General features: G+C 69.1%; 19 protein-coding genes and 1 riboswitch. Of the genes, 4 read left to right on the forward strand and 15 right to left on the reverse strand.

Annotated elements, in window-relative coordinates; all coding sequences use genetic code 11:
• Positions 1-57 precede the first annotated feature (57 nt).
• Together ACIRC0_RS13795 and ACIRC0_RS13800 are read right to left on the reverse strand one after the other, a co-directional pair.
• Positions 58-1,407, reverse strand: a complete 1,350-nt coding sequence (locus tag ACIRC0_RS13795) for an NYN domain-containing protein (RefSeq protein WP_403615483.1) — start codon at positions 1,405-1,407, stop codon at positions 58-60.
• 34 nt (positions 1,408-1,441) lie between these two features.
• Positions 1,442-1,681 (reverse strand): hypothetical protein, encoded by a 240-nt coding sequence (locus tag ACIRC0_RS13800; protein ID WP_103843079.1) that lies wholly within the window; start codon positions 1,679-1,681, stop codon positions 1,442-1,444.
• A gap of 336 nt (positions 1,682-2,017) precedes the next feature.
• Here ACIRC0_RS13800 and ACIRC0_RS13805 point away from each other — a divergent pair, with 336 nt between their 5' ends.
• Positions 2,018-2,746, forward strand: a complete 729-nt coding sequence (locus ACIRC0_RS13805) for a rhomboid family intramembrane serine protease (protein ID WP_403615486.1) — start codon at positions 2,018-2,020, stop codon at positions 2,744-2,746.
• On the forward strand, positions 2,743-3,024 hold the full coding sequence (locus ACIRC0_RS13810) for an Lrp/AsnC family transcriptional regulator (RefSeq protein ID WP_403615489.1): 282 nt from the start codon (positions 2,743-2,745) through the stop codon (positions 3,022-3,024). Before ACIRC0_RS13805 ends, ACIRC0_RS13810 begins: the two co-directional genes overlap by 4 nt.
• A 35-nt stretch (positions 3,025-3,059) precedes the next feature.
• Here the strand turns inward: ACIRC0_RS13810 and ACIRC0_RS13815 are convergent, their stop codons facing one another.
• The 8 genes from ACIRC0_RS13815 to ACIRC0_RS13850 all read right to left on the reverse strand — a co-directional run bounded on the left by ACIRC0_RS13815 (position 3,060) and on the right by ACIRC0_RS13850 (position 10,887).
• Complete coding sequence (locus tag ACIRC0_RS13815; RefSeq protein WP_403615492.1) at positions 3,060-4,421, reverse strand: aminotransferase class V-fold PLP-dependent enzyme; 1,362 nt, start codon at positions 4,419-4,421, stop codon at positions 3,060-3,062.
• Positions 4,422-4,607: 186 nt separating this feature from the next.
• Positions 4,608-4,724: riboswitch (SAM riboswitch) on the reverse strand.
• 80 nt (positions 4,725-4,804) lie between these two features.
• Positions 4,805-4,975 (reverse strand): hypothetical protein, encoded by a 171-nt coding sequence (locus tag ACIRC0_RS13820; RefSeq protein WP_263229499.1) that lies wholly within the window; start codon positions 4,973-4,975, stop codon positions 4,805-4,807.
• 26 nt (positions 4,976-5,001) lie between these two features.
• Positions 5,002-5,358: a PRC-barrel domain-containing protein gene (locus ACIRC0_RS13825; RefSeq protein WP_403615495.1), complete on the reverse strand. Its 357-nt coding sequence runs from the start codon at positions 5,356-5,358 to the stop codon at positions 5,002-5,004.
• Between the two features lie 94 nt (positions 5,359-5,452).
• Positions 5,453-6,517, reverse strand: coding sequence for an anthranilate phosphoribosyltransferase (gene trpD, locus ACIRC0_RS13830; RefSeq protein ID WP_403615498.1), 1,065 nt, complete (start codon positions 6,515-6,517; stop codon positions 5,453-5,455).
• 137 nt (positions 6,518-6,654) lie between these two features.
• Positions 6,655-8,292: a cytochrome bc complex cytochrome b subunit gene (locus ACIRC0_RS13835; protein WP_403615501.1), complete on the reverse strand. Its 1,638-nt coding sequence runs from the start codon at positions 8,290-8,292 to the stop codon at positions 6,655-6,657.
• Positions 8,289-9,347, reverse strand: coding sequence for a Rieske 2Fe-2S domain-containing protein (locus ACIRC0_RS13840; RefSeq protein ID WP_403615504.1), 1,059 nt, complete (start codon positions 9,345-9,347; stop codon positions 8,289-8,291). Before ACIRC0_RS13840 ends, ACIRC0_RS13835 begins: the two co-directional genes overlap by 4 nt.
• Positions 9,344-10,156 carry a c-type cytochrome gene (locus tag ACIRC0_RS13845; protein ID WP_263229504.1) on the reverse strand — a complete coding sequence of 271 codons (813 nt, stop codon included), beginning with the start codon at positions 10,154-10,156 and terminating at the stop codon, positions 9,344-9,346. Before ACIRC0_RS13845 ends, ACIRC0_RS13840 begins: the two co-directional genes overlap by 4 nt.
• Positions 10,157-10,266: 110 nt before the next feature.
• The gene (locus ACIRC0_RS13850; protein ID WP_403615507.1) at positions 10,267-10,887 is read right to left on the reverse strand and encodes a heme-copper oxidase subunit III; all 621 of its coding nucleotides are present in this window, start codon (positions 10,885-10,887) and stop codon (positions 10,267-10,269) included.
• 179 nt (positions 10,888-11,066) lie between these two features.
• Here ACIRC0_RS13850 and ACIRC0_RS13855 point away from each other — a divergent pair, with 179 nt between their 5' ends.
• Positions 11,067-11,468: a hypothetical protein gene (locus ACIRC0_RS13855; protein ID WP_263229505.1), complete on the forward strand. Its 402-nt coding sequence runs from the start codon at positions 11,067-11,069 to the stop codon at positions 11,466-11,468.
• Between the two features lie 107 nt (positions 11,469-11,575).
• Here the strand turns inward: ACIRC0_RS13855 and ACIRC0_RS13860 are convergent, their stop codons facing one another.
• From ACIRC0_RS13860 to coxB, 4 genes are all read right to left on the reverse strand, one after another.
• Positions 11,576-12,832 carry an Ig-like domain-containing protein gene (locus ACIRC0_RS13860; protein WP_403615511.1) on the reverse strand — a complete coding sequence of 419 codons (1,257 nt, stop codon included), beginning with the start codon at positions 12,830-12,832 and terminating at the stop codon, positions 11,576-11,578.
• Positions 12,833-12,963: 131 nt separating this feature from the next.
• Complete coding sequence (locus ACIRC0_RS13865) at positions 12,964-13,362, reverse strand: cytochrome c oxidase subunit 4 (protein ID WP_403615513.1); 399 nt, start codon at positions 13,360-13,362, stop codon at positions 12,964-12,966.
• Entirely contained in the window at positions 13,359-15,092 is a 1,734-nt protein-coding gene (gene ctaD / locus ACIRC0_RS13870) for a cytochrome c oxidase subunit I (protein ID WP_403615516.1), read from the reverse strand. Before ctaD ends, ACIRC0_RS13865 begins: the two co-directional genes overlap by 4 nt.
• Positions 15,089-16,048, reverse strand: a complete 960-nt coding sequence (gene coxB / locus ACIRC0_RS13875; protein ID WP_103843106.1) for a cytochrome c oxidase subunit II — start codon at positions 16,046-16,048, stop codon at positions 15,089-15,091. The genes ctaD and coxB overlap by 4 nt, the downstream gene beginning before the upstream one ends.
• Positions 16,049-16,317: 269 nt before the next feature.
• On the opposite strand from coxB, the gene ACIRC0_RS13880 reads away from it, so the two are divergent.
• A complete protein-coding gene (locus ACIRC0_RS13880; RefSeq protein ID WP_403615520.1) occupies positions 16,318-17,694 on the forward strand; it encodes a cysteine desulfurase/sulfurtransferase TusA family protein in 1,377 nt (458 codons plus the stop codon).
• A gap of 26 nt (positions 17,695-17,720) precedes the next feature.
• Here ACIRC0_RS13880 and ACIRC0_RS13885 read toward each other — a convergent pair whose 3' ends face one another.
• Positions 17,721-18,695 carry a carbohydrate kinase family protein gene (locus ACIRC0_RS13885; protein ID WP_403615522.1) on the reverse strand — a complete coding sequence of 325 codons (975 nt, stop codon included), beginning with the start codon at positions 18,693-18,695 and terminating at the stop codon, positions 17,721-17,723.
• Positions 18,696-18,798: the final 103 nt, after the last annotated feature.

The raw sequence follows: 18,798 nt of genomic DNA on the forward strand, positions 1-18,798 counted from the left end.
TTCGGGCATTGAGCCTGTACGTTGCGGTTGGTGACGTAGGTGACCTCAGGCCCGATTTCAGCCGCGCGAGAGACGCTTCAGCAGCACCGCCGAAGCAACCGGGCGCGCTCCCGCCCTCGCGACCCCGTCGGCCACCTCGCGGTCCGTGGAGGCGACGATGACGGGCCGGCCCGGCGGCTCGGCGCGCACCAGCTGGCGGATCAACTCGTCGGCGGTGACGCCCGGTTTGGAGAACAGCACCCGCACCCCGCGCGGCGGCGCGAGCAGCACCGGTGCCGCCAGTTCGGCCCCGTCGAAGACACAGGTGACCTCGGCGCCGGTCTGCGCGGCGAGTTGGGAGAGCTGACCGAGGAGCCTCAGGCGCTGCTTCTCCAGCGGCATCTGCGGATAACCGGTCTTGGTGACGTTGTAGCCGTCGACGACCAGATGCACCTGGGGCAGTGCGAGCAACTGGTCGAGAATCGCGGGATCGTTCTCGGACAGCGCACGGGCGGCGATGTCCTTCGGGGTCATTCGTCCCGGTTCGACCGCGTCCACGGTCTCCGCCGGCCGTACGGAGACCGGTGGCAGCGCCAGTTCGCGGCGCAGCCCCTGGGCCGCGTCGAGCAGGGTGTCGAGCAACAGCCGTACCCGCATGTCCTCGACGCTGCGGCCCTCGCGCGCCGCCCTGCGCGTGGCCTCCAGGGTGGCCTCCGCCTCGCCGAGGCGCGCCTTGAGCCGCCGGGTCTCGCTCTCGGCGGCGGAGAGCTGGGCCTGTCCTTCGGCGCGCACCGCCTCGATCTCGCCCTGGGCCTTGCGCAGGGCGGCCTCGCCGCGTCTGACGTCGCTGAGGGCGGCTCGCAGCTTGCGGTGAAGCGAGTCGGCTTCCTTGCGCGCCGCGTCCAGCTCCGCCCGCAGCCGCTCGGTCTCGGTGCGGGTGTGTTCGCGTGCGGCCGCCAGCTCCGCGCGCAGCCGTTCCAGCTCGGCCCGGCTCTCCTCGTCGGCGCGCTCGGCGTCGACGCGCTGGGCCTCCTCGCCGGCGGCGGTCACCAGCTTCACCCAGCCCGCCGGGCGCACTACATAGGCCGCGGCCGCCACGTCGAGCGGGTCCGCGGCCGGGGGCGGCGAGCCGGAGTCGAGGGCGCCGGTGAGCTCCGGCTGCGCCTCTCTGAGCTTCTCGGCGATGCGCTGCCGGAACAGCGCGTCCCTCTCCACGGCCGCCGCCATGGCGTTGCCCGCGAACTTGGCCCGGCGGGTCGGGGTGAACCGGGCGTACTGCCGCAGCTGTGCGGGCAGTTCGGCGAGGGTCAGCCCGCCGAAGCCGTCGGACACGATCTGCACGACCCGGCGGCGCACGCCGTCGGGCAGCGGACGGTCGAGCACCTCAGCGGTGCCGTCGACCGGCTCCCCGCCTGTGGTCTCAGCCATCCCTCACCCCATACGCCCTGCGGGGCCGCCTCCCTCAGGAGCCGGCGCCCGGCCTGTCCACGAGTTCCACCTGGTCGACCGCGTTGCACCAGCGGCAACGGACCGACTCGATGGTCTCACTGACCACCTCTCGCTCCTCCACCTTCGGCTCCCCGGCCAGATCGAGGTGCACGTACTCGACGACCTTCGACGAGCGGGTCACGTCGAAACGGGTGAGGTTGCCGCAGAGCGTGCAGCGCCACCGGGTCGTCTCCGTCGGCAGGGGAACCGTCATCGTGGGTGCTCTTCCTTCTTCCAGTCTCCGTGATGCGCCAGTTTCCCTGGAGCGTGTGGCTCGTAACCCTACGGCCTGGCGAGTACCCGCCGCCCGCCCGTTCCACGGCGGCGAGGCACTCTGTGCGGATCGGTCCGGTTACGCCATGCTCTGTACCATGATCAGCACCTGGAGCAGGCCCTGTCGTCACATTCCCGTCGTCCGCCCGGAGGGCGGGCCCCGCGGCGTCTGGTGCGTGCGATCGCAAGGCGCCGGAGGGCCCTCGTGGCGGAGCCACGTGGGCGCTTCGGCAACGCGGCGAGCGTGCGTGCCAGACGCCGCGGGGCAGGCGGGAATGTGACGACAGGGCCTGGGGCGGCCGCGGGAGCGCTGCGCGGACAGTCGGCGCCGGTGACGTACGGGCTGATCGTCCTGTGCTGCGCGCTCTTCGTCGTCGGACCGGCGGCGGGGCTGAGTCCGGCCTACGGGACCGGGGACGCACTGCTCGCCGCGCAGCGGGCCTACTTCGCCCGCTGGGGCGTGGTGCCGGTGGAGCTGTTCAGCGGGGCGCCGCGGGCGGCGCTCACGCCCGCGACCGCGCTGTTCGTGCACGGCAGCTGGGTGCATCTGCTGGGCAACATGCTCTTCCTCTACGTTTTCGGGGTCATGGCCGAGGAGCGGATGGGGCACGTGGAGTTCGCCCTGTTCTACCTGGGCTGCGGCTGTCTGGCGCTGCTGGGGTACGCGGCGGCCAACGCCGCGTCGGCGCAGACCCTGGTCGGAGCGTCCGGGGCGATCTCCGCGGTCCTGGGTGCGTTCCTGTTCCTCTTCCCCAAGGCGCGGGTGACCAGTCTCTTCCCGTTCCTGTTCTTCCTGCCGCTGAGGTTCCCGGCGTGGGTGGTGCTGCCGTTCTGGGCGTCCCTGCAGTGGGTGGCGGCGGGCCGGGCCGCCCAGGGGCCAGGGGTGGCCTACCTGGCCCACCTGGTGGGGTTCTCGCTGGGGTTCCTCTACGCGTGGGTGCGCTACACGCCTACGAGTAGGGTGAAACCACCAGCCGAGGCCCCCGAGGGAGAACAGCAGCCGTGATCACCGCGATCGTGCTCATCAAGACCAGCGTGGACCGGATCCCCGAGATCGCGGAGCGGATCGCCTCGCTGGATTCCGTCAGCGAGGTCTTCTCCGTCACGGGGACGTACGACCTGATCGCCATGGTGCGGGTGAAGGAGCACGAGGAGCTGGCGGACGTCATCCCCGGGCACATCAGCAAGATCCCCGGGGTCGAGGCGACGGACACCCACGTGGCGTTCCGTACGTACTCCCAGCACGACCTGGAGGCGGCGTTCGCGATCGGGCTGGACTCCTGATCCGCTGAACACCGCCTCACCGGCCCCGCGAGGACTCAGACCGCCGGGACGCAGCGGCCGTTCTCCGTGCGGTACTGCCACCGCGCACCGTCGCTGACCAGTTCCTTCACGGCGTTGACGAAGCGCTCCACATGCTCGTCGGGGGTGCCGGCGCCGAAGCTCACCCGGATCGCGTTGAGGGACTTCTCCCCGGGCGCCGCCTCGGGGGCGCCGCATTCGCCCTGGGTCTGGGGGTCGCTGCCGAGCAGGGTGCGGACCAGCGGGTGGGCGCAGAACAGGCCGTCGCGGACGCCGATGCCGTACTCGGCGGAGAGAGCGGCGGCGAAGTGGGAGCTGTTCCAGCCCTCGACGACGAAGGAGATCACGCCGACGCGGGGGGCGTCGTCGCCGAAGAGGGAGAGGATCCTGACCTCGGGGACGTCGGCGAGGCCCTCCCTGACCGTGCGGATCAGGTGCTGCTCGCGGGCGACCAGGGTGTCGAAGCCGGCCTCGGTGAGGGCCTTGCAGGCGGAGGCGATGGCGTAGGCGCCGATCACGTTCGGGGAGCCGGCCTCGTGGCGGGCGGCCGTGTCGTGCCACTCCACGTCCACTCCGCCGTCCGTCCTGCGCGTGACGCTGCGGCTGGCGCCGCCGCCCGCGAGGTACGGCTCGGCCTGGCGCAGCCAGTCGGCGCGGCCGGCCAGGACGCCGGAGCCGAAGGGGGCGTAGAGCTTGTGACCCGAGAAGGCGACCCAGTCCACGTCGAGGTCCTTGACGGACACCGGGTGGTGCGGGGCGAGCTGGGCGGCGTCCAGGACGATACGGGCGCCGTACGCGTGGGCGGCCGCCGCCAGCTCCTGTACCGGCCACAGCTCGCCGGTGACGTTGGAGGCTCCGGTGACGCAGACCAGGGCCGGGCCGTAGGGGTCGCGGTCGGCGAGGACGCGCTCCAGGGTCTCGACGGCCTGCCGGGGGCTGCTCGGGGCGTCGAGGTAGGTGACCCGGGCGTCCCGCCACGGCAGCAGGGAGGCGTGGTGCTCGGTCTCGAAGACGAAGACCTGGCAGTCGGCCGGGAGTGCGGCGGCCAGGAGGTTGAGCGAGTCGGTGGTGGAGCGGGTGAAGACCACCTGGTCGGTGTCGCGGCAGTCGAGGAACTCGGCGACCGTGCGGCGGGCGTTCTCGAACAGGTCGGTGGACAGCTGGGAGAGGTAGCCGGCGCCGCGGTGGACGCTGCCGTAGTAGGGGGCGTACGCGGCCACGTCGTCCCAGACGCGCTGCAGCGCGGGGGCGCTGGCCGCGTAGTCGAGCGCGGCGTAGGTGACGTCGCCGCCGGTGACGAGCGGGACGGTGACATCACGGCCCAGAACGGGCAGCGGGGCACAGACGGACTGGTCGGCGGCAAGGGTGGAGACGGACATGGGTGTACTCCCGTAGGGCAGGCGAGAATCACCGGTGCCGGAGGCGCGCACGGGCGCGGCGGTGTGCACGGCACGGAGAAGGTGAAAGGAAAAAGGGGGTGCGGAGGCGGGGCTCTGCGGCCCTAACGCATTCGCTTGCTCACGGAAGGCTCCCTCGAACGACCAGGACCCCTGGAAGGCACGAGGGGTCCGCGCTTGCCGCAGACCTCGCTGCCTGCGACCTGGTCTTCACCCGGGGCACCCCGCCACGGACGGAGGGTTGCCGGACAGCCGGCCGGGGCCGAATGACTGTCGCTCATGACCTGATGTGGAAATTACGGCAGGTGATCACCTGCTCGCAACTTCTGTCCGTATACCGGGACGGGCGAACCCGTCCCGGTGCGTCACCGAACGAGGTGGTGCTTCGAGCGCCGCCCCCAGCGCATGCCGAACAGGACGAGGCTGGCCAGGAACACCACTATGCCGATGATCAGGAGGTAGAACAGCCCCTTCGCGACCGCGCCGATGATGCCGAGGGCGACCGCCGCGAGGATCAGGAACAGGAAGACCGCCATGGTGACCACTTCCTTCGGCCCGGGGGTCAGCGGCGCGCGAGGCGGCGTCCGCGGTCGGCACCGGGCTCATAGGCCCTGTCGTAGTGTTTGAAGATCTCTTCTTCACGCTCGGCCGGCAGGACGTCGTCCAGGCCGATGGACGGCGCCTTGCGCACCTGCCCTTTGGAGTGCGCCACCTGGACGTACCCGGGTCCCACGGTCGCCTCGTCCAGGGGGACGAAGACGAGCCTGTGCCGGGTCGGCATTCCGGTGCGGACGGTGACCATGGCCGGCGTGTCGGTGGTGGTGTCGACGTAGACCCCCTCAAGGGACCCGATCTTGTGGCCCTTGGCGTCGATCACGTCCCGGTTGCGCCACTCACGGATATCGGCTGAATGGATCATGCCCAGCCTCCTTGCGGCCCGCGGGGAGAGCTGCCACTTATCTCACTTTACTCCAGCCAGGCTGACCTGGCCTTTTCCGCGGGCGCGCTCGGCGTCAGGCGTTACTGGCGGCCACCCACCGCTCCAGGACACGCTTGGCAGCGCCCGAGTCGATCGACTCGGCGGCCTTGGCCATGCCGGTGCGGATCTGGTCCGCCAGCGGGCCGTCGCCCGGCTCCAGCGCCACCAGCGCCGCAGCCGAGTTCAGCAGGACGGCGTCCCGTACCGGGCCCGTCTCCCCGTCGAGGAGGCGGCGGGCGACCTCGGCGTTGTGGGACGGGTCGCCGCCGCGCAGGGCCTGAATCGGGACCAGTTCGATACCGGCGTCCCGCGGGTCGAAGGTCTCCTCGGTGACCTTGCCGTCGCGGACGATCCAGACGTGGGAGGTGGAAGTCGTCGTCAGCTCGTCGAGGCCGTCGTCGCCGCGGAACACCAGGGAGGAGTTGCCGCGCTCGGCGAGCACCCCGGCGATCATCGGCGCCAGTCGCGGGTCTGCGACGCCGACCGCCTGGGCCTTCACCTTCGCCGGGTTGGTCAGCGGGCCGAGGGCGTTGAAGACCGTCCGGATACCCAGCTGACCGCGCGCGGCGGCGACATGGCGCAGCGCGGGGTGGAACTTCACAGCGAAACAGAAGGTGATGCCCGCCTCCTCGGCGACCTGCGCCACCCGCTGGGGCGTCAGGTCGAGGTTGACGCCCAGCTTCTCCAGGACGTCCGACGAGCCCGACGCCGACGAGGCCGCGCGGTTTCCGTGCTTGACGACCTTGGCGCCCGTGCCGGCCACCACCAGCGCCGACATCGTGGAGATGTTCACCGTCTTCGCGCCGTCGCCGCCCGTCCCGACGATGTCGACCGTGCGGCCCGACACCTCGATCACGTTGGCGTGCTCGTACATCGCCCGAACCACACCGGTGATCTCCTCGACGGTCTCGCCCTTGGCCCGCAGCGCCACCACGAACCCCGCGATCTGCGCGTCCGTCGCCTCGCCGCGCATGATGCGGTCCATCGCCCAGGCGGTGTCGTCCGCGCTCTGGTCGCGGCCCTCGAGGAGCCCGTTCAGCACCTGGGGCCAGGAACGGCCCGCCGCGGTGTCGCCTCCAGCGGGGTGCACAGCGCTCATAAGCCGCTCCTGGGTCGGTGTCCCGGACTACGGGACGCGAGTCTCGAACGGGTCCACCCTATCCAGCCGGGGGCATGGCGAAGGGCCCCGTCCGAACACCGGACGGGGCCCTTCCACCGTGGCGTGGCGTGCAGCGATCAGTGGTGGCCGTGGCCGCTCGTGATCTCCTTGTACTCCTCGACCGTGGGCTTGGGGATCTGGTTGTTCTCCCCGTAGTACGCGTTGCTGAGCTTGGCACGCAGCTTCGCGGAGCCCTTGATCTTCCGCTCGACGCCGTTCTCGTCGACCGTCGGGCCGAGCTCGACCGGCTTGTACTGCTCGTGCGCCGTGAGCGTGTGCAGCTGCTCCTGGCTGAGCGGCTCGTGGACCTCGATGAACTCACCGTGCGGCAGCCGCTTGATGATGCCCGACTCGCGGCCGTGCAGCACCTTGTCGCGGTCCCGGCGCTGCAGACCGAGGCAGATCCGCTTGGTGACGATGAACACGAGCACCGGCACCACGAAGAAGGCGACGCGGACGAACCAGGTGATCGCGTTGATCGACAGGTGGAAGTGGGTGGCCCACAGGTCGTTGCCACCACCGACCAGCAGTACGAAGTACCACGAGATCCAGGCGGCACCGAACGCGGTGCGTGTCGGCGCGTTGCGCGGCCGGTCCAGGATGTGGTGCTCGCGCTTGTCGCCGGTGACCCAGGACTCGATGAACGGGTAGACCGCGATCGCGACCAGGACCAGCGGGAAGATCACCAGCGGGATGAACACGCCCAGGACGAGCGTGTGGCCCCAGAAGTTGATCTCCCAGCCCGGCATCGTACGGATCAGGCCTTCGGAGAAGCCCATGTACCAGTCGGGCTGGGCGCCCGTGGACACCTGGTCCGGGCGGTAGGGGCCGATGGCCCAGATCGGGTTGATGGTGGCGATCGCCGCGATGGCCGCGATGACGCCGAAGACCAGGAAGAAGAAGCCTCCGGCCTTGGCCATGTACACCGGCATCAGCGGCATGCCGACGACGTTGGTGTTCGTCTTGCCGGGGCCCGCGAACTGCGTGTGCTTGTGGTAGACGACCAGGATCAGGTGGCCGACCACCAGGCCGAGCATGATGCCCGGCAGCAGCAGGATGTGGATCGAGTAGAACCGGGCCACGAAGTCGCCGCCCGGGAACTCGCCGCCGAAGAGGAAGAACGACAGGTACGTACCGACGATCGGCACGGACAGGATCGCGCCCTCCATGAAGCGGACACCGGTGCCGGAGAGCAGGTCGTCCGGGAGCGAGTAACCGGTGAAGCCGGTGAACATGCCGAGGACGAACAGCAGGAAGCCGAACAGCCAGTTGATCTCACGCGGCTTGCGGAACGCGCCGGTGAAGAAGACGCGCATCATGTGCACGAACATGCCGGCGAGGAAGATCAGCGCCGCCCAGTGGTGGATCTGCCGGACCAGCAGACCGCCGCGGACGTCGAAGCTGATGTGCAGCGTCGAGTTGAACGCCTCGCTCATCAGCTGACCCTGCAGCGGCACGTAACTGCCGTGGTACACCACCTCGTTCATCGACGGGTGGAAGAACAGGGTCAGGTAGACACCCGTGAGGATGATGATGAGGAAGCTGTAGAGGCAGACCTCGCCCAACATGAACGACCAGTGGTCGGGGAAGATCTTCCGCATGTTCGACTTGGCCAGGGTGTAGATGCCCAGGCGTCCGTCGGCCCAGTCGGCGACGCGCTCGCCGGCCGGTGCCCGTCCGCGCGACGCGGACCCGTTGCTCGTTGTAGTGCTCATCCGCGCTCCCAGAAGGCAGGACCGACGGGCTCCTCGAAGTCGCCGAGCGCCTCGAGGTAACCGTCCGCGTTGACGCCGATGCGCAGCTGCGGCAGGGCGTGACCGGCCGGGCCGAAGATGACCCGGGCACCGTCGGAGAGGTCGAAGGTGGACTGGTGGCACGGGCAGAGGACGTGGTGCGTCTGCTGCTCGTACAGGGAGATCGGGCAACCGACGTGGGTGCAGATCTTGGAGAACGCCACGATGCCGTCGTGGGACCAGGACAGTTCCTTCTTGTCCTTGATGTTCTCCGGCTGCAGCCGGACGATCATCAGCGCCGCCTTGGCGATCTCCACCTGGAAGTCCTCGCTGGTCTCCTCCAGGCCCTCGGGCTTGGCGAAGGTGAGCGAACCGACCTGGACGTCCGAGGGACGCAGCGGCTGGTTCGTGTTCATGTTGACGAGGAGCTTGCCCTTGGACCACATCGTGTGGCGCAGCTTCGTCCCGGGCAGGGAGCCGAGGTCGCGCAGCAGGAAGAGGCCGGAGAGCGGGAACATGGCCAGCGCGCCGAGCATCGTGGTGCGGATCAGCTTGCGGCGGCCGATCACCGACTCCTTGGCGCCCTGCCGGAAGTCGGCCATGACCTTGGCCTTGACCTCGGGGGACGCCTCGACCGGGTGACGCTCGTCGGCGATCTCCACGTCGGACATCAGGGTGCGGGCCCAGTGGACCGCGCCCGCGCCGATCGTGAACAGCGCCACGCCGAGCGTCAGGCCCAGCGCGAAGTTCATCGCGCTGATGTGCCCGATCGGGAAGACGTAGATCGACTTGTCGTTCGGGATCCCGACGTACGAGGCGATGAAGCCGAGGGTGGCCAGCATCGACACGGTGAACAGCAGGGCGACCGTGCGCTCGGAGCGCTTGGCGGCCCGCTCGTCGATGTCCTGGATGCGGTGCTCGTGGGGCGGCAGCCCCGGGTCGGCGAACGGGTTCTCCTCGTCCGCGACGGCTACCGCACCGGACTCGGTGTCCTGCTCAGCGGGCAGGTTCTCTTCTGGAATGTCGTGGCTACTCATGACTTCTTGGCCTTTGCGGTCCGAGCGGCGACCCAGACGGCGACGACGATCAGCGCGCCGAGGCCGAAGATCCAGGCGAACAGGCCCTCGGAGACCGGGCCGAGGCCGCCCAGCTTGAGACCGCCGGGGTTCTCGGTCTGGTCACCGTTGACCGCGTTCAGGTACGCGATGATGTCCTTCTTGTTCTGCTGCGACAGCGTGGTGTCCGGGAAGGACGGCATGTTCTGCGGGCCCGTCAGCATGGCCTCGTAGATGTGCTTGGGGGCGACACCCTCGAGGCTCGGGGCGAACTTGCCGTGCGTCAGCGCACCGCCCTCACCGGTGAAGTTGTGGCACTGCGCGCAGTTCGTACGGAAGAGCTCACCGCCCTTGGCGATGTCGGCGCCTTCCGGGCTGTAGTCGTTCTTCGTCGGGATCGCCGGGCCGGCGCCGAGAGACGAGATGTATGCCGCGAGCTGGTCGATCTGGGTCTGGTTGTAGATCGGCTTCTTCCGCGGCACCTGGGCGCCCTGCGAGGTGGCGGCCGGCATACGACCGGTGCCGACCTGGAAGTCGACGGCCGCGGCACCCACGCCCACCAGGCTGGGACCGTCGGAGCTGCCCTGACCGTTGGTGCCGTGGCAGCTGGCGCAGCCCACCTGGTAGAGCTTCTTGCCCTCGTCGATGGCGAGGGACTGGGCGGTCGTATCGGCCTGCGCCTGGGTCGCGGGCGCGAACGCTGCGTACAGCCCCCCGGTGGCCGCCAGCGCGAGGAGTAGGACGACGACAGCCGCCAGCGGATGGCGTCGTCGTGCGGAGAGCTTTTTCACGGATTACCCCGGTGTCAGGATCTTCTGCGTCGATGCTTCTGGAGGTGGATCGGGTCGTCGGGGGCGATCGGCTTCCCGGGTCGGGGGACCGTCCGCCGCGCGGCGGCCGACTACCGGATCATGTAGATCGTGGCGAAGAGGCCGATCCAGACGACATCGACGAAGTGCCAGTAGTAGGACACGACGATGGCGGCGGTCGCCTGCTCATGCGTGAACCTGCGCGCCGCGTAGGTGCGGCCGAGGACCAGCAGGAAGGCGATGAGACCACCCGTCACGTGCAGGCCGTGGAAGCCGGTGGTCAGGTAGAACACCGAGCCGTACGGGTCCGAGGACAGCGAGAGGCCGTCCTTCTTGACCAGCTCGGTGTACTCGAAGATCTGACCGCCGACGAAGATCGCACCCATGACGAAGGTGACGATGAACCAGCCCCGGAGCTTCTTCACGTCCCCGCGCTCGGCGGCGAACACGCCGAGCTGGCAGGTCAGGGAGGAGAGCACCAGGATCGTGGTGTTCGTCGCCGAGAACGGGAAGTTGAGATGGCTCGCCATCTCCTTCCAGTGAGCCGGCCCGGTCACCGATCGCAGGGTGAAGTACATCGCGAAGAGGGCCGCGAAGAACATCAGCTCGGAACTCAGCCAGATGATGGTTCCGACGCTGGTGAGGTTCGGCCGGTTGACCGACGGGTGCGCGTGCCCGGTTTCTACTGTCGTTGCTGTCGCCACGACCGACATTATGTCGGTCGCTTATCTCGCCCTCACTCCGGGGGGTGCCGTTCGGAGTGTCCGTACCGTCTGTAGTGCCCGGATGGCGCACCGAAGGGGCGTGCGCGCCGGTGTCGGCCCCGTGTTCCAGGGGGTAGCATCCGCACCGATGGTCCGTTCCGTACGACGACGACGTCCCGGAGGGAAGCATGCAGCCGACCGCCACGGTGCTGGTCTACAGCGACGATTCCAACACCCGCGCCCAGGTGCGGCTGGCCTCCGGCCGCAGGCCGGCTCCGGACGTTCCCGAGGTGGAGTTCGTGGAGTGCGCCACGCCGGAAGCCGTGCTCAGGGAGCTGGACAAGGGCGGCATCGATGTCTGCGTGCTGGACGGCGAGGCCGTGCCGATGGGGGGCATGGGCGTGTGCCGGCAGATCAAGGACGAGATCTTCAATTGTCCGCCGGTGCTGGTGCTGATCGCTCGGCCTCAGGATGCGTGGCTCGCGACCTGGAGCCGTGCGGATGCGGCTGTGGCGCTGCCGGTGGAGCCTGTCGAGTTCGCCTCTGCTTTGGCCGGGCTGTTGCGGCGTAGGGCCCTTTCGAGCGCCTGAGAGCTCGATTCCCGGGGTTCGGTGGTGACTGCCGGTGCTCTGTGGTTGTTCGCGCCCCGCGGCGGAGGCGCATATCGACACAGCCTCGCGCCCCTTTTCAGGGGCGCTCAGACGCTCTCCGGGCTCAGTCGTGCCGTCATCGCGGGGTTCGAGGTGTCGGGGGTCAGGGCGCTGCCCTTCTGCCACTTCTCCCAGTCCACGTTCCAGTCGCCGAAGCCGTTGCCGAACGGTTCCATTTGTTTGCCGCCCGAGTTGACGACCTGGACGATGTCGCCCTGCCGGACCGTGTTGTAGAACCACTGGGCGTACGAGGTGCTCATCCCCGTGCAGCCGTGGCTGACGTTGGCGTACCCCTGGGAGCCCACGGACCAGGGTGCGGCGTGCACGTACTCGCCGCTCCAGGTGACCCGGGCCGCCCAGTAGACGTTCAGGTCGTAGGAGTCGCTGGAGCCGGCCGAGATGCCGATGGTGGTTCCGCGCATCCGTACGACGTAGCTCTTGTTCAGGATCACCTTGACGCCGTTGCGGGTCTCGTAGCCGGGCTTGCCGGTGGTGACGGGGATCTGCTTGATCACCTGGCCGTTCTTGTAGACGGTCATCCGGTGTGACGCGGAGTCCGTGACGGCGATGACGCTGTCCCCCGTGGTCAGCTTCACGGGCTTGGTGTCGCCGCCCCAGAGGCGTTCGGCGATCTTCACCCCGGCGAGGTTGCTGTAGGCCGTGACGGTGGCGTGGACGGGCCAGTAGTCCTTGGGGCGGTAGTGCAGCGTCTTGTCGTCCACCCAGTACCAGGAGCCCTCCACGGCGGGCACCGAGTCCACCCTGAGGGCACGCTCGACGATGGCCCGCTGCGCCCTGTCCTTGACGGGCTGGCTGAGGGTGGCCGTGACGGGCTGGCCGATGCCGTAGGTCCCGGAGTCCGGGCCGAAGGTGACGTTCAGGACCTTGCTGGTTTTCGGGGTGCCGGTGTCGAACTCCAGGGTCTTGCGGCCCGGGTTGCCGTCCTCGTCCTCCGTGCTGACCTGCACCGTGTAGTGGGTGCCCGCGGCCAGCGGTGAGGTGCTGTGCCAGCGGGTGCCGTCGGCGGAGAGTTCACCGGCGACGTAGCGTCCTCGGGAGTCGGTGGCGGTGACGTCCGTGATGCGCGCGTCCGAACCCGAGGCGGTGATCTCCAGTGGTTTGTCCGGGTCGACCTGCTTGCCGTCGCCGACCGGGGCGTTGAAGGCGATGTCGTCCGCCGCGTCGTAGGGCTTCGCCGCCGGGTCCCCGTCCCCGCCGCAGGCGACGAGACCCGCACCGAGGGCGATCACCAGCAGGGTGCAGCCGACGACCGTGCCGTTCCTCAAGAACGCTGTGTGGCTCATGCCCTCACGCTAGGAACGTCCGTCAAGCATGGCGCGCCGGGCAATCCGTGTGGGGGACGTGAGACGTGGCAAAAGAGGGAGCCCGGACACTCCAGGCGGTGTGTCCGGGCTCCCGTCGCGCTCGGCGCGTGTTACTGGGTGCGGTTCTCGCCGCGGTAGTACTCGAAGACCCAGCCCCACAGGCCCACCAGGACCAACGGGGCCGAGAAGTACAGCAGCCACCAGCCGATCGCGATCGCCAGGAAGGCGAACGCTCCACCGACGCCGAGGGCGAGCGGCTGCCAGCTGTGCGGGCTGAAGAAGCCGATCTCACCGGCGTCGTCGGCGACGTCGGCCTCCTTGTCGTCCTGCGCTCCCGCGTCGACCCGCCGGGCCGTGAAGGCCAGGTAGTAGCCGATCATCACGCTCAGGCCGAAGGCCAGGAAGAGCGCGGTGGTGCCGGCCGGCTCCTTCGACCACAGGCCGTAGATGATGGCCATGACGAGGATGAAGACGGACAGCCACAGGAACATCTTGCCCTGGATCTTCACTTGCCGGCCTCCTTGCCACCAGCGATGCCCTTGCTGCCGGCACCCGCGTACTCGAGCTGCTCGAGCGCGGCGATCTCCGGGTGGTGCAGGTCGAAGGCGGGCGATTCGGAGCGGATCCGCGGCAGCGTGAGGAAGTTGTGCCGCGGCGGCGGGCAGGAGGTCGCCCACTCCAGCGAACGGCCGTAGCCCCACGGGTCGTCGACGCCGACCGGCTTGCCGTACTTGGCCGTCTTCCACACGTTGTAGAGGAACGGCAGGATCGACAGGCCGAGCAGGAAGGAGGAGATCGTCGAGATCGTGTTCAGGGCGGTGAAGCCGTCGGCGGCGAGGTAGTCCGCGTAACGACGCGGCATGCCCTCGGCGCCCAGCCAGTGCTGCACCAGGAACGTGCCGTGGAAGCCGATGAACAGCGTCCAGAACGTGATCTTGCCGAGGCGCTCGTCGAGCATCTTGCCGGTGAACTTCGGCCACCAGAAGTGGAAGCCGGAGAACATCGCGAAGACGACGGTGCCGAAGACCACGTAGTGGAAGTGCGCCACCACGAAGTACGAGTCCGAGATGTGGAAGTCCATCGGCGGCGAGGCCAGGATGACACCGGTCAGACCACCGAACGTGAAGGTGATCAGGAAGCCGGTCGCCCAGAGCATCGGCGTCTCGAAGGACAGCGAGCCCTTCCACATCGTTCCGATCCAGTTGAAGAACTTCACGCCGGTGGGTACGGCGATGAGGAACGTCATGAAGGAGAAGAACGGGAGCAGCACGCCACCGGTGACGTACATGTGGTGCGCCCACACCGTCACGGACAGACCGGCGATGGCGATGGTGGCGCCGATGAGGCCCATGTAGCCGAACATCGGCTTACGGCTGAAGACCGGGATGACCTCGGAAATGATGCCGAAGAACGGTAGCGCGATGATGTACACCTCTGGATGGCCGAAGAACCAGAAGAGGTGTTGCCACAGCAATGCGCCGCCGTTGGCCGCGTCGAAGACGTGGGCGCCGAACTTGCGGTCCGCCTCCAGGGCGAACAGCGCGGCCGCCAGGACCGGGAAGGCCAGCAGCACGAGCACACCGGTCAGCAGCACGTTCCACACGAAGATCGGCATGCGGAACATCGTCATGCCGGGGGCGCGCATGCAGATGATCGTGGTGATGAAGTTGACCGAGCCGAGGATCGTGCCGAAGCCGGAGAAGGCCAGGCCCATGATCCACATGTCGGCGCCGACGCCCGGCGAGCGGACCGCGTCCGACAGCGGGCTGTAGGCGAACCAGCCGAAGTCGGCCGCGCCCTCCGGGGTGAGGAAGCCGCCGACCGCGATGAGCGAGCCGAACAGGTAGAGCCAGTAGGCGAACATGTTCAGCCGCGGGAACGCCACGTCGGGCGCGCCGATCTGCAGCGGCATGATCCAGTTCGCGAAGCCGGCGAACAGCGGCGTCGCGAACATCAGCAGCATGATCGTGCCGTGCATCGTGAACGCCTGGTTGAACTGCTCGTTCGACATGATCTGCAGGCCCGGACGGGCCAGCTCGGCGCGCATGAGCAGCGCCATCACGCCGCCGATCAGGAAGAACGCGAACGACGTCGTCAGATACAGCGTGCCGATCGTCTTGTGGTCGGTGGTCGTCAGCCACTTGATGACGACGTTACCGGGTCGCCTGCGCCGTACCGGCAGCTCGTTCTCGTAGGACTCTGCTGCCGCGGCACCCTGGGGTTCGTTGAGGATGCTCACAGGTTGTTCGTCTCCCGGTTCTTCTCGTGGCTCGTCTGCGCGATGCCGGCGGGAATGTAACCGGTCTGCCCCTTCTTCGCGAGGTCCTTGAGGTGCTGCTCGTACGCTGCGGGCGAGACGACCTTCACGTTGAACAGCATCCGGGAGTGGTCGACGCCGCAGAGCTCGGCGCACTTGCCCCGGAAGGTGCCCTCCTGGTTGGGGGTCACCTCGAAGGCGTTGGTGTGGCCCGGGATGACGTCCTGCTTCATCAGGAACGGCAGCACCCAGAAGGAGTGGATGACGTCGCGCGAGGTGAGGATGAAGCGGACGGTCTTGCCCTTGGGGAGCCACAGGGTGGGACCGGGGTTGCCCGTCTGCGGGTTCCGCGTGGCGGGCGTGCCGAAGTCGTAGACACCGCCGGCGTTCGCCGGGAAGTCGTTCTTGAACCGGTCCGGAATCGCGACCAGGTTCTTGTCGGTCTTCGCGTCGCCCGTCACCCCGTCCACGGGGGTGATGTAGTTGAAGCCCCAGCTCCACTGGTAGCCGATGACGTTCACGGTGACGTCGGGCTTCTTGGAGAGGCTGAGGAGCTTCGACTCGTCGCGGGCGGTGAAGTAGAAGAGCACCGAGACGATGATGAGCGGGACGACCGTGTACAGCGCCTCGATCGGCATGTTGTACCGGGTCTGCTGGGGAACCTCGACCTTGGTGCGGCTGCGACGGTGGAACATCGCGCTCCACAGGATCAAGCCCCACACCAGCACGCCGACGGCGAGCGCGGCCGCCCAGGACCCCTGCCACAGGGAGAGGATCCGCGGAGCCTCTTCCGTGGTCGGGGTGGGCATACCAAGGCGGGGGAAGTCCTTGTATGTGCAACCGGTTGCGGTCGCCAGGACCAGGCCCGCGGTCAGTGCCTGCAGCAGCTTCCGCCGCATCGGGCGCCGCGGCGAGCGGTCGGAGCCGTTGGGACTCACGTAGCGCCTTCCCGAGAGTCTCGCCCGCGCGGTTGGCTGCGGCCTTCTCGCTGGTCGGTCGCCGCCCTGCGTCGGGCAGGGGTTTGGATGTTTATGCGGACCAAACCCTACTGGACGCCTTCCGGCGGGTTGCGGGGAGGGTGCCGTACGCGCCGCGGGTGTCGCCGGGACGCCTAATAGCCCGGGACTGCGGCTTGTGTGGCGAGTACGGGCGGTTTGTAACTTGTCGAGCGGTTCCTCGCGCCCCTACGGGCGTTTAGCGTTGCCCTGTGGGCTACTTCGACGCTGCTTCCGGTGCTCCCCTTCACCCCGTTGCCCGGCAGGCTCTGCTGGCCTCGATCGATGAGGGGTGGGCCGATCCCGCCCGGCTGTACCGAGAGGGGCGGCGGGCGCGGTTGCTGCTGGACGCGGCGCGGGAGGCGGCCGCCGATGCGGTGGGCTGCCGTCCGGACGAGCTGGTCTTCACCTCCTCCGGGACGCGGGCGGTGCACGCGGGGATCGAGGGGGTGCTGGCGGGCCGCCGCCGGGTCGGACGCCACCTGATCGTGTCAGCGGTCGAACATTCCTCGGTGCTTCATTCGGCGGAGGTGTTCGAGGCGTCGGGCGGGACGGTGACACAGGTGCCGGTCTCGCGCGCGGGCGCAGTCACCCCCGAGCAGTACGCGGAGGCGTTGCGTCCGGACACCGCGCTGGCCTGCCTGCAGTCGGCCAACCACGAGGTGGGCACGGTGCAGCCGGTGGCCGGGGTGGCCGAGGTGTGCCGGGCGGCCGGGGTGCCGCTGCTGGTGGACGCGGCGCAGTCGCTGGGCTGGGGTCCGGTGGAGGGCGACTGGTCGGTGCTGACGGCCAGTGCGCACAAATGGGGCGGACCGTCGGGCGTCGGGCTTCTCGCGGTGCGCAAGGGGGTGCGGTTCGCGCCCCGAGGGCCCTCGGACGAGCGGGAGTCGGGGCGGGCGGCCGGGTTCGAGAACATCCCGGCGATCGTGGCGGCCGCGGCCTCGCTGCGGGCGGTACGGGTGGAGGCGGCCGAGGAGGCCCCTCGACTGCGGGAGCTGACGGAGCGGATCCGGGCGCGGGTGCCGGAGCTGGTCCCCGATGTGGAGGTGGTGGGCGATCCGGTGCGCCGGCTGCCCGGGATCGTCACCTTCTCCTGTCTCTATGTCGACGGGGAGACGCTGCTGCACGAGCTCGACCGCGCGGGCTTCTCCGTCTCGTCCGGTTCGTCCTGTACGAGCAGCACGCTGACGCCCAGCCATGTGCTGAAGGCGATGGGGGTGTTGAGCGAGGGCAACGTGCGCGTGTCGCTGCCGCCGGGAACGCCGGCGCAGGACGTCGAACGGTTCCTCGCGGTGCTGCCGGAGGCGGTGGCGGGGGTCCGGGAGAAGCTGGGGGCGCCCTCCCCGCGGACCGCCGGGCCAAAGGACGCCGTGGTCGTCGACGCCCTCGGCAAGCGCTGCCCGATCCCGGTGATCGAGCTGGCGAAGGTCTTCGGGGACGTCCCGGTCGGCGGCACGGTCCGCGTCCTGGCGGACGACGAGGCGGCGCGCCTGGACATCCCGGCGTGGTGCGAGATGCGGGGACAGGAGTACGTGGGAGAGGAGCCGGCGGAACGGGGGTCGGCGTACGTGGTCCGCCGGCTCTCCTAGCAACGCGGTGTGGCCCCGCCGGGGCCTCAGGCCAGGTGTTCCTGGACCTCCGCGGCGGGCTCGTCGCCGTACGCCTTGGTGAAGCGTTCCATGAAGTGCGCCCGCCGCAGCTGGTACTCCTGCGTGCCCAGCGTCTCGATGACCAGGGTCGCCAGCATGCAGCCCACCTGGGCCGCCCGCTCCAGCGTGACCCCCCACACCAGCCCCGAGAGGAACCCGGCCCGGAAGGCGTCGCCGACCCCGGTGGGGTCCACCTTCGCCGTCTCCTCGGGCACTCCGACCTCGATCGGGTCCTCACCGACGCGCTCGATGCGCACGCCGCGGGAGCCGAGCGTGGTCACCCGGTGGCCCACCCGGCCCAGGATCTCGGCGTCCGACCAGCCCGTCTTGGTCTCGATGAGCCCCTTCTCGTACTCGTTGGAGAAGAGGTACGTCGCCCCGTCCAGCAGTATCCGGATCTCGTCGCCGTCCATGCGGGCGATCTGCTGCGAGAAGTCCGCGGCGAACGGGATGGACCGGGAGCGGCACTCCTCCGTGTGGCGCAGCATCGCCTCCGGGTCGTCGGCGCCGATGAGGACCAGGTCGAGGCCGCCCACCCGGTCGGCGACCGTCTTGAGCTCGATGAGCCGGGCCTCGCTCATCGCGCCGGTGTAGAAGGAGCCGATCTGGTTGTGGTCGGCGTCGGTGGTGCACACGAAGCGGGCCGTGTGCTGGGTCTCCGAGATCCGCACGGAGTCCGTGTCCACTCCGTGTCGGTCCAGCCATGCGCGGTACTCGTCGAAGTCGGAGCCGGCCGCGCCGACCAGGATCGGCTTGGTGCCGAGCTGCCCCATACCGAAGGCGATGTTCGCGCCCACCCCGCCGCGGCGTACGTCGAGGCGGTCGACCAGGAAGGAGAGGGAGACCGTGTGCAGCTGGTCCGCGACGAACTGGTCGGCGAAGCGGCCGGGGAAGGTCATGAGGTGGTCGGTGGCGATGGAGCCGGTGACTGCGATACGCACGGCTAGGACACGCTCCTGGGGCGGAGGGGATGGACAGTTCACGCTACCCGGTCCACCGGGCCCTCTGAAGCAGGCAAAACTACCCGATGGTAGATCTTTCCCG

The sequence above is a fragment of the Streptomyces sp. NPDC093984 genome (assembly GCF_044764595.1).
Classification (GTDB): Bacteria; Actinomycetota; Actinomycetes; order Streptomycetales; family Streptomycetaceae; genus Streptomyces; species Streptomyces cynarae.

Bases quoted from the DNA above. Each gene is read 5' to 3' on its own strand.
- ACIRC0_RS13795 (WP_403615483.1), bottom strand. From the start codon at position 1,407: ATGGCTGAGACCACAGGCGGGGAGCCGGTCGACGGCACCGCTGAGGTG.
- ACIRC0_RS13800 (WP_103843079.1), bottom strand. From the start codon at position 1,681: ATGACGGTTCCCCTGCCGACGGAGACGACCCGGTGGCGCTGCACGCTC.
- ACIRC0_RS13815 (WP_403615492.1), bottom strand. From the start codon at position 4,421: ATGTCCGTCTCCACCCTTGCCGCCGACCAGTCCGTCTGTGCCCCGCTG.
- ACIRC0_RS13820 (WP_263229499.1), bottom strand. From the start codon at position 4,975: ATGGCGGTCTTCCTGTTCCTGATCCTCGCGGCGGTCGCCCTCGGCATC.
- ACIRC0_RS13825 (WP_403615495.1), bottom strand. From the start codon at position 5,358: ATGATCCATTCAGCCGATATCCGTGAGTGGCGCAACCGGGACGTGATC.
- trpD (WP_403615498.1), bottom strand. From the start codon at position 6,517: ATGAGCGCTGTGCACCCCGCTGGAGGCGACACCGCGGCGGGCCGTTCC.
- ACIRC0_RS13835 (WP_403615501.1), bottom strand. From the start codon at position 8,292: ATGAGCACTACAACGAGCAACGGGTCCGCGTCGCGCGGACGGGCACCG.
- ACIRC0_RS13840 (WP_403615504.1), bottom strand. From the start codon at position 9,347: ATGAGTAGCCACGACATTCCAGAAGAGAACCTGCCCGCTGAGCAGGAC.
- ACIRC0_RS13850 (WP_403615507.1), bottom strand. From the start codon at position 10,887: ATGTCGGTCGTGGCGACAGCAACGACAGTAGAAACCGGGCACGCGCAC.
- ACIRC0_RS13855 (WP_263229505.1), top strand. From the start codon at position 11,067: ATGCAGCCGACCGCCACGGTGCTGGTCTACAGCGACGATTCCAACACC.
- ACIRC0_RS13860 (WP_403615511.1), bottom strand. From the start codon at position 12,832: ATGAGCCACACAGCGTTCTTGAGGAACGGCACGGTCGTCGGCTGCACC.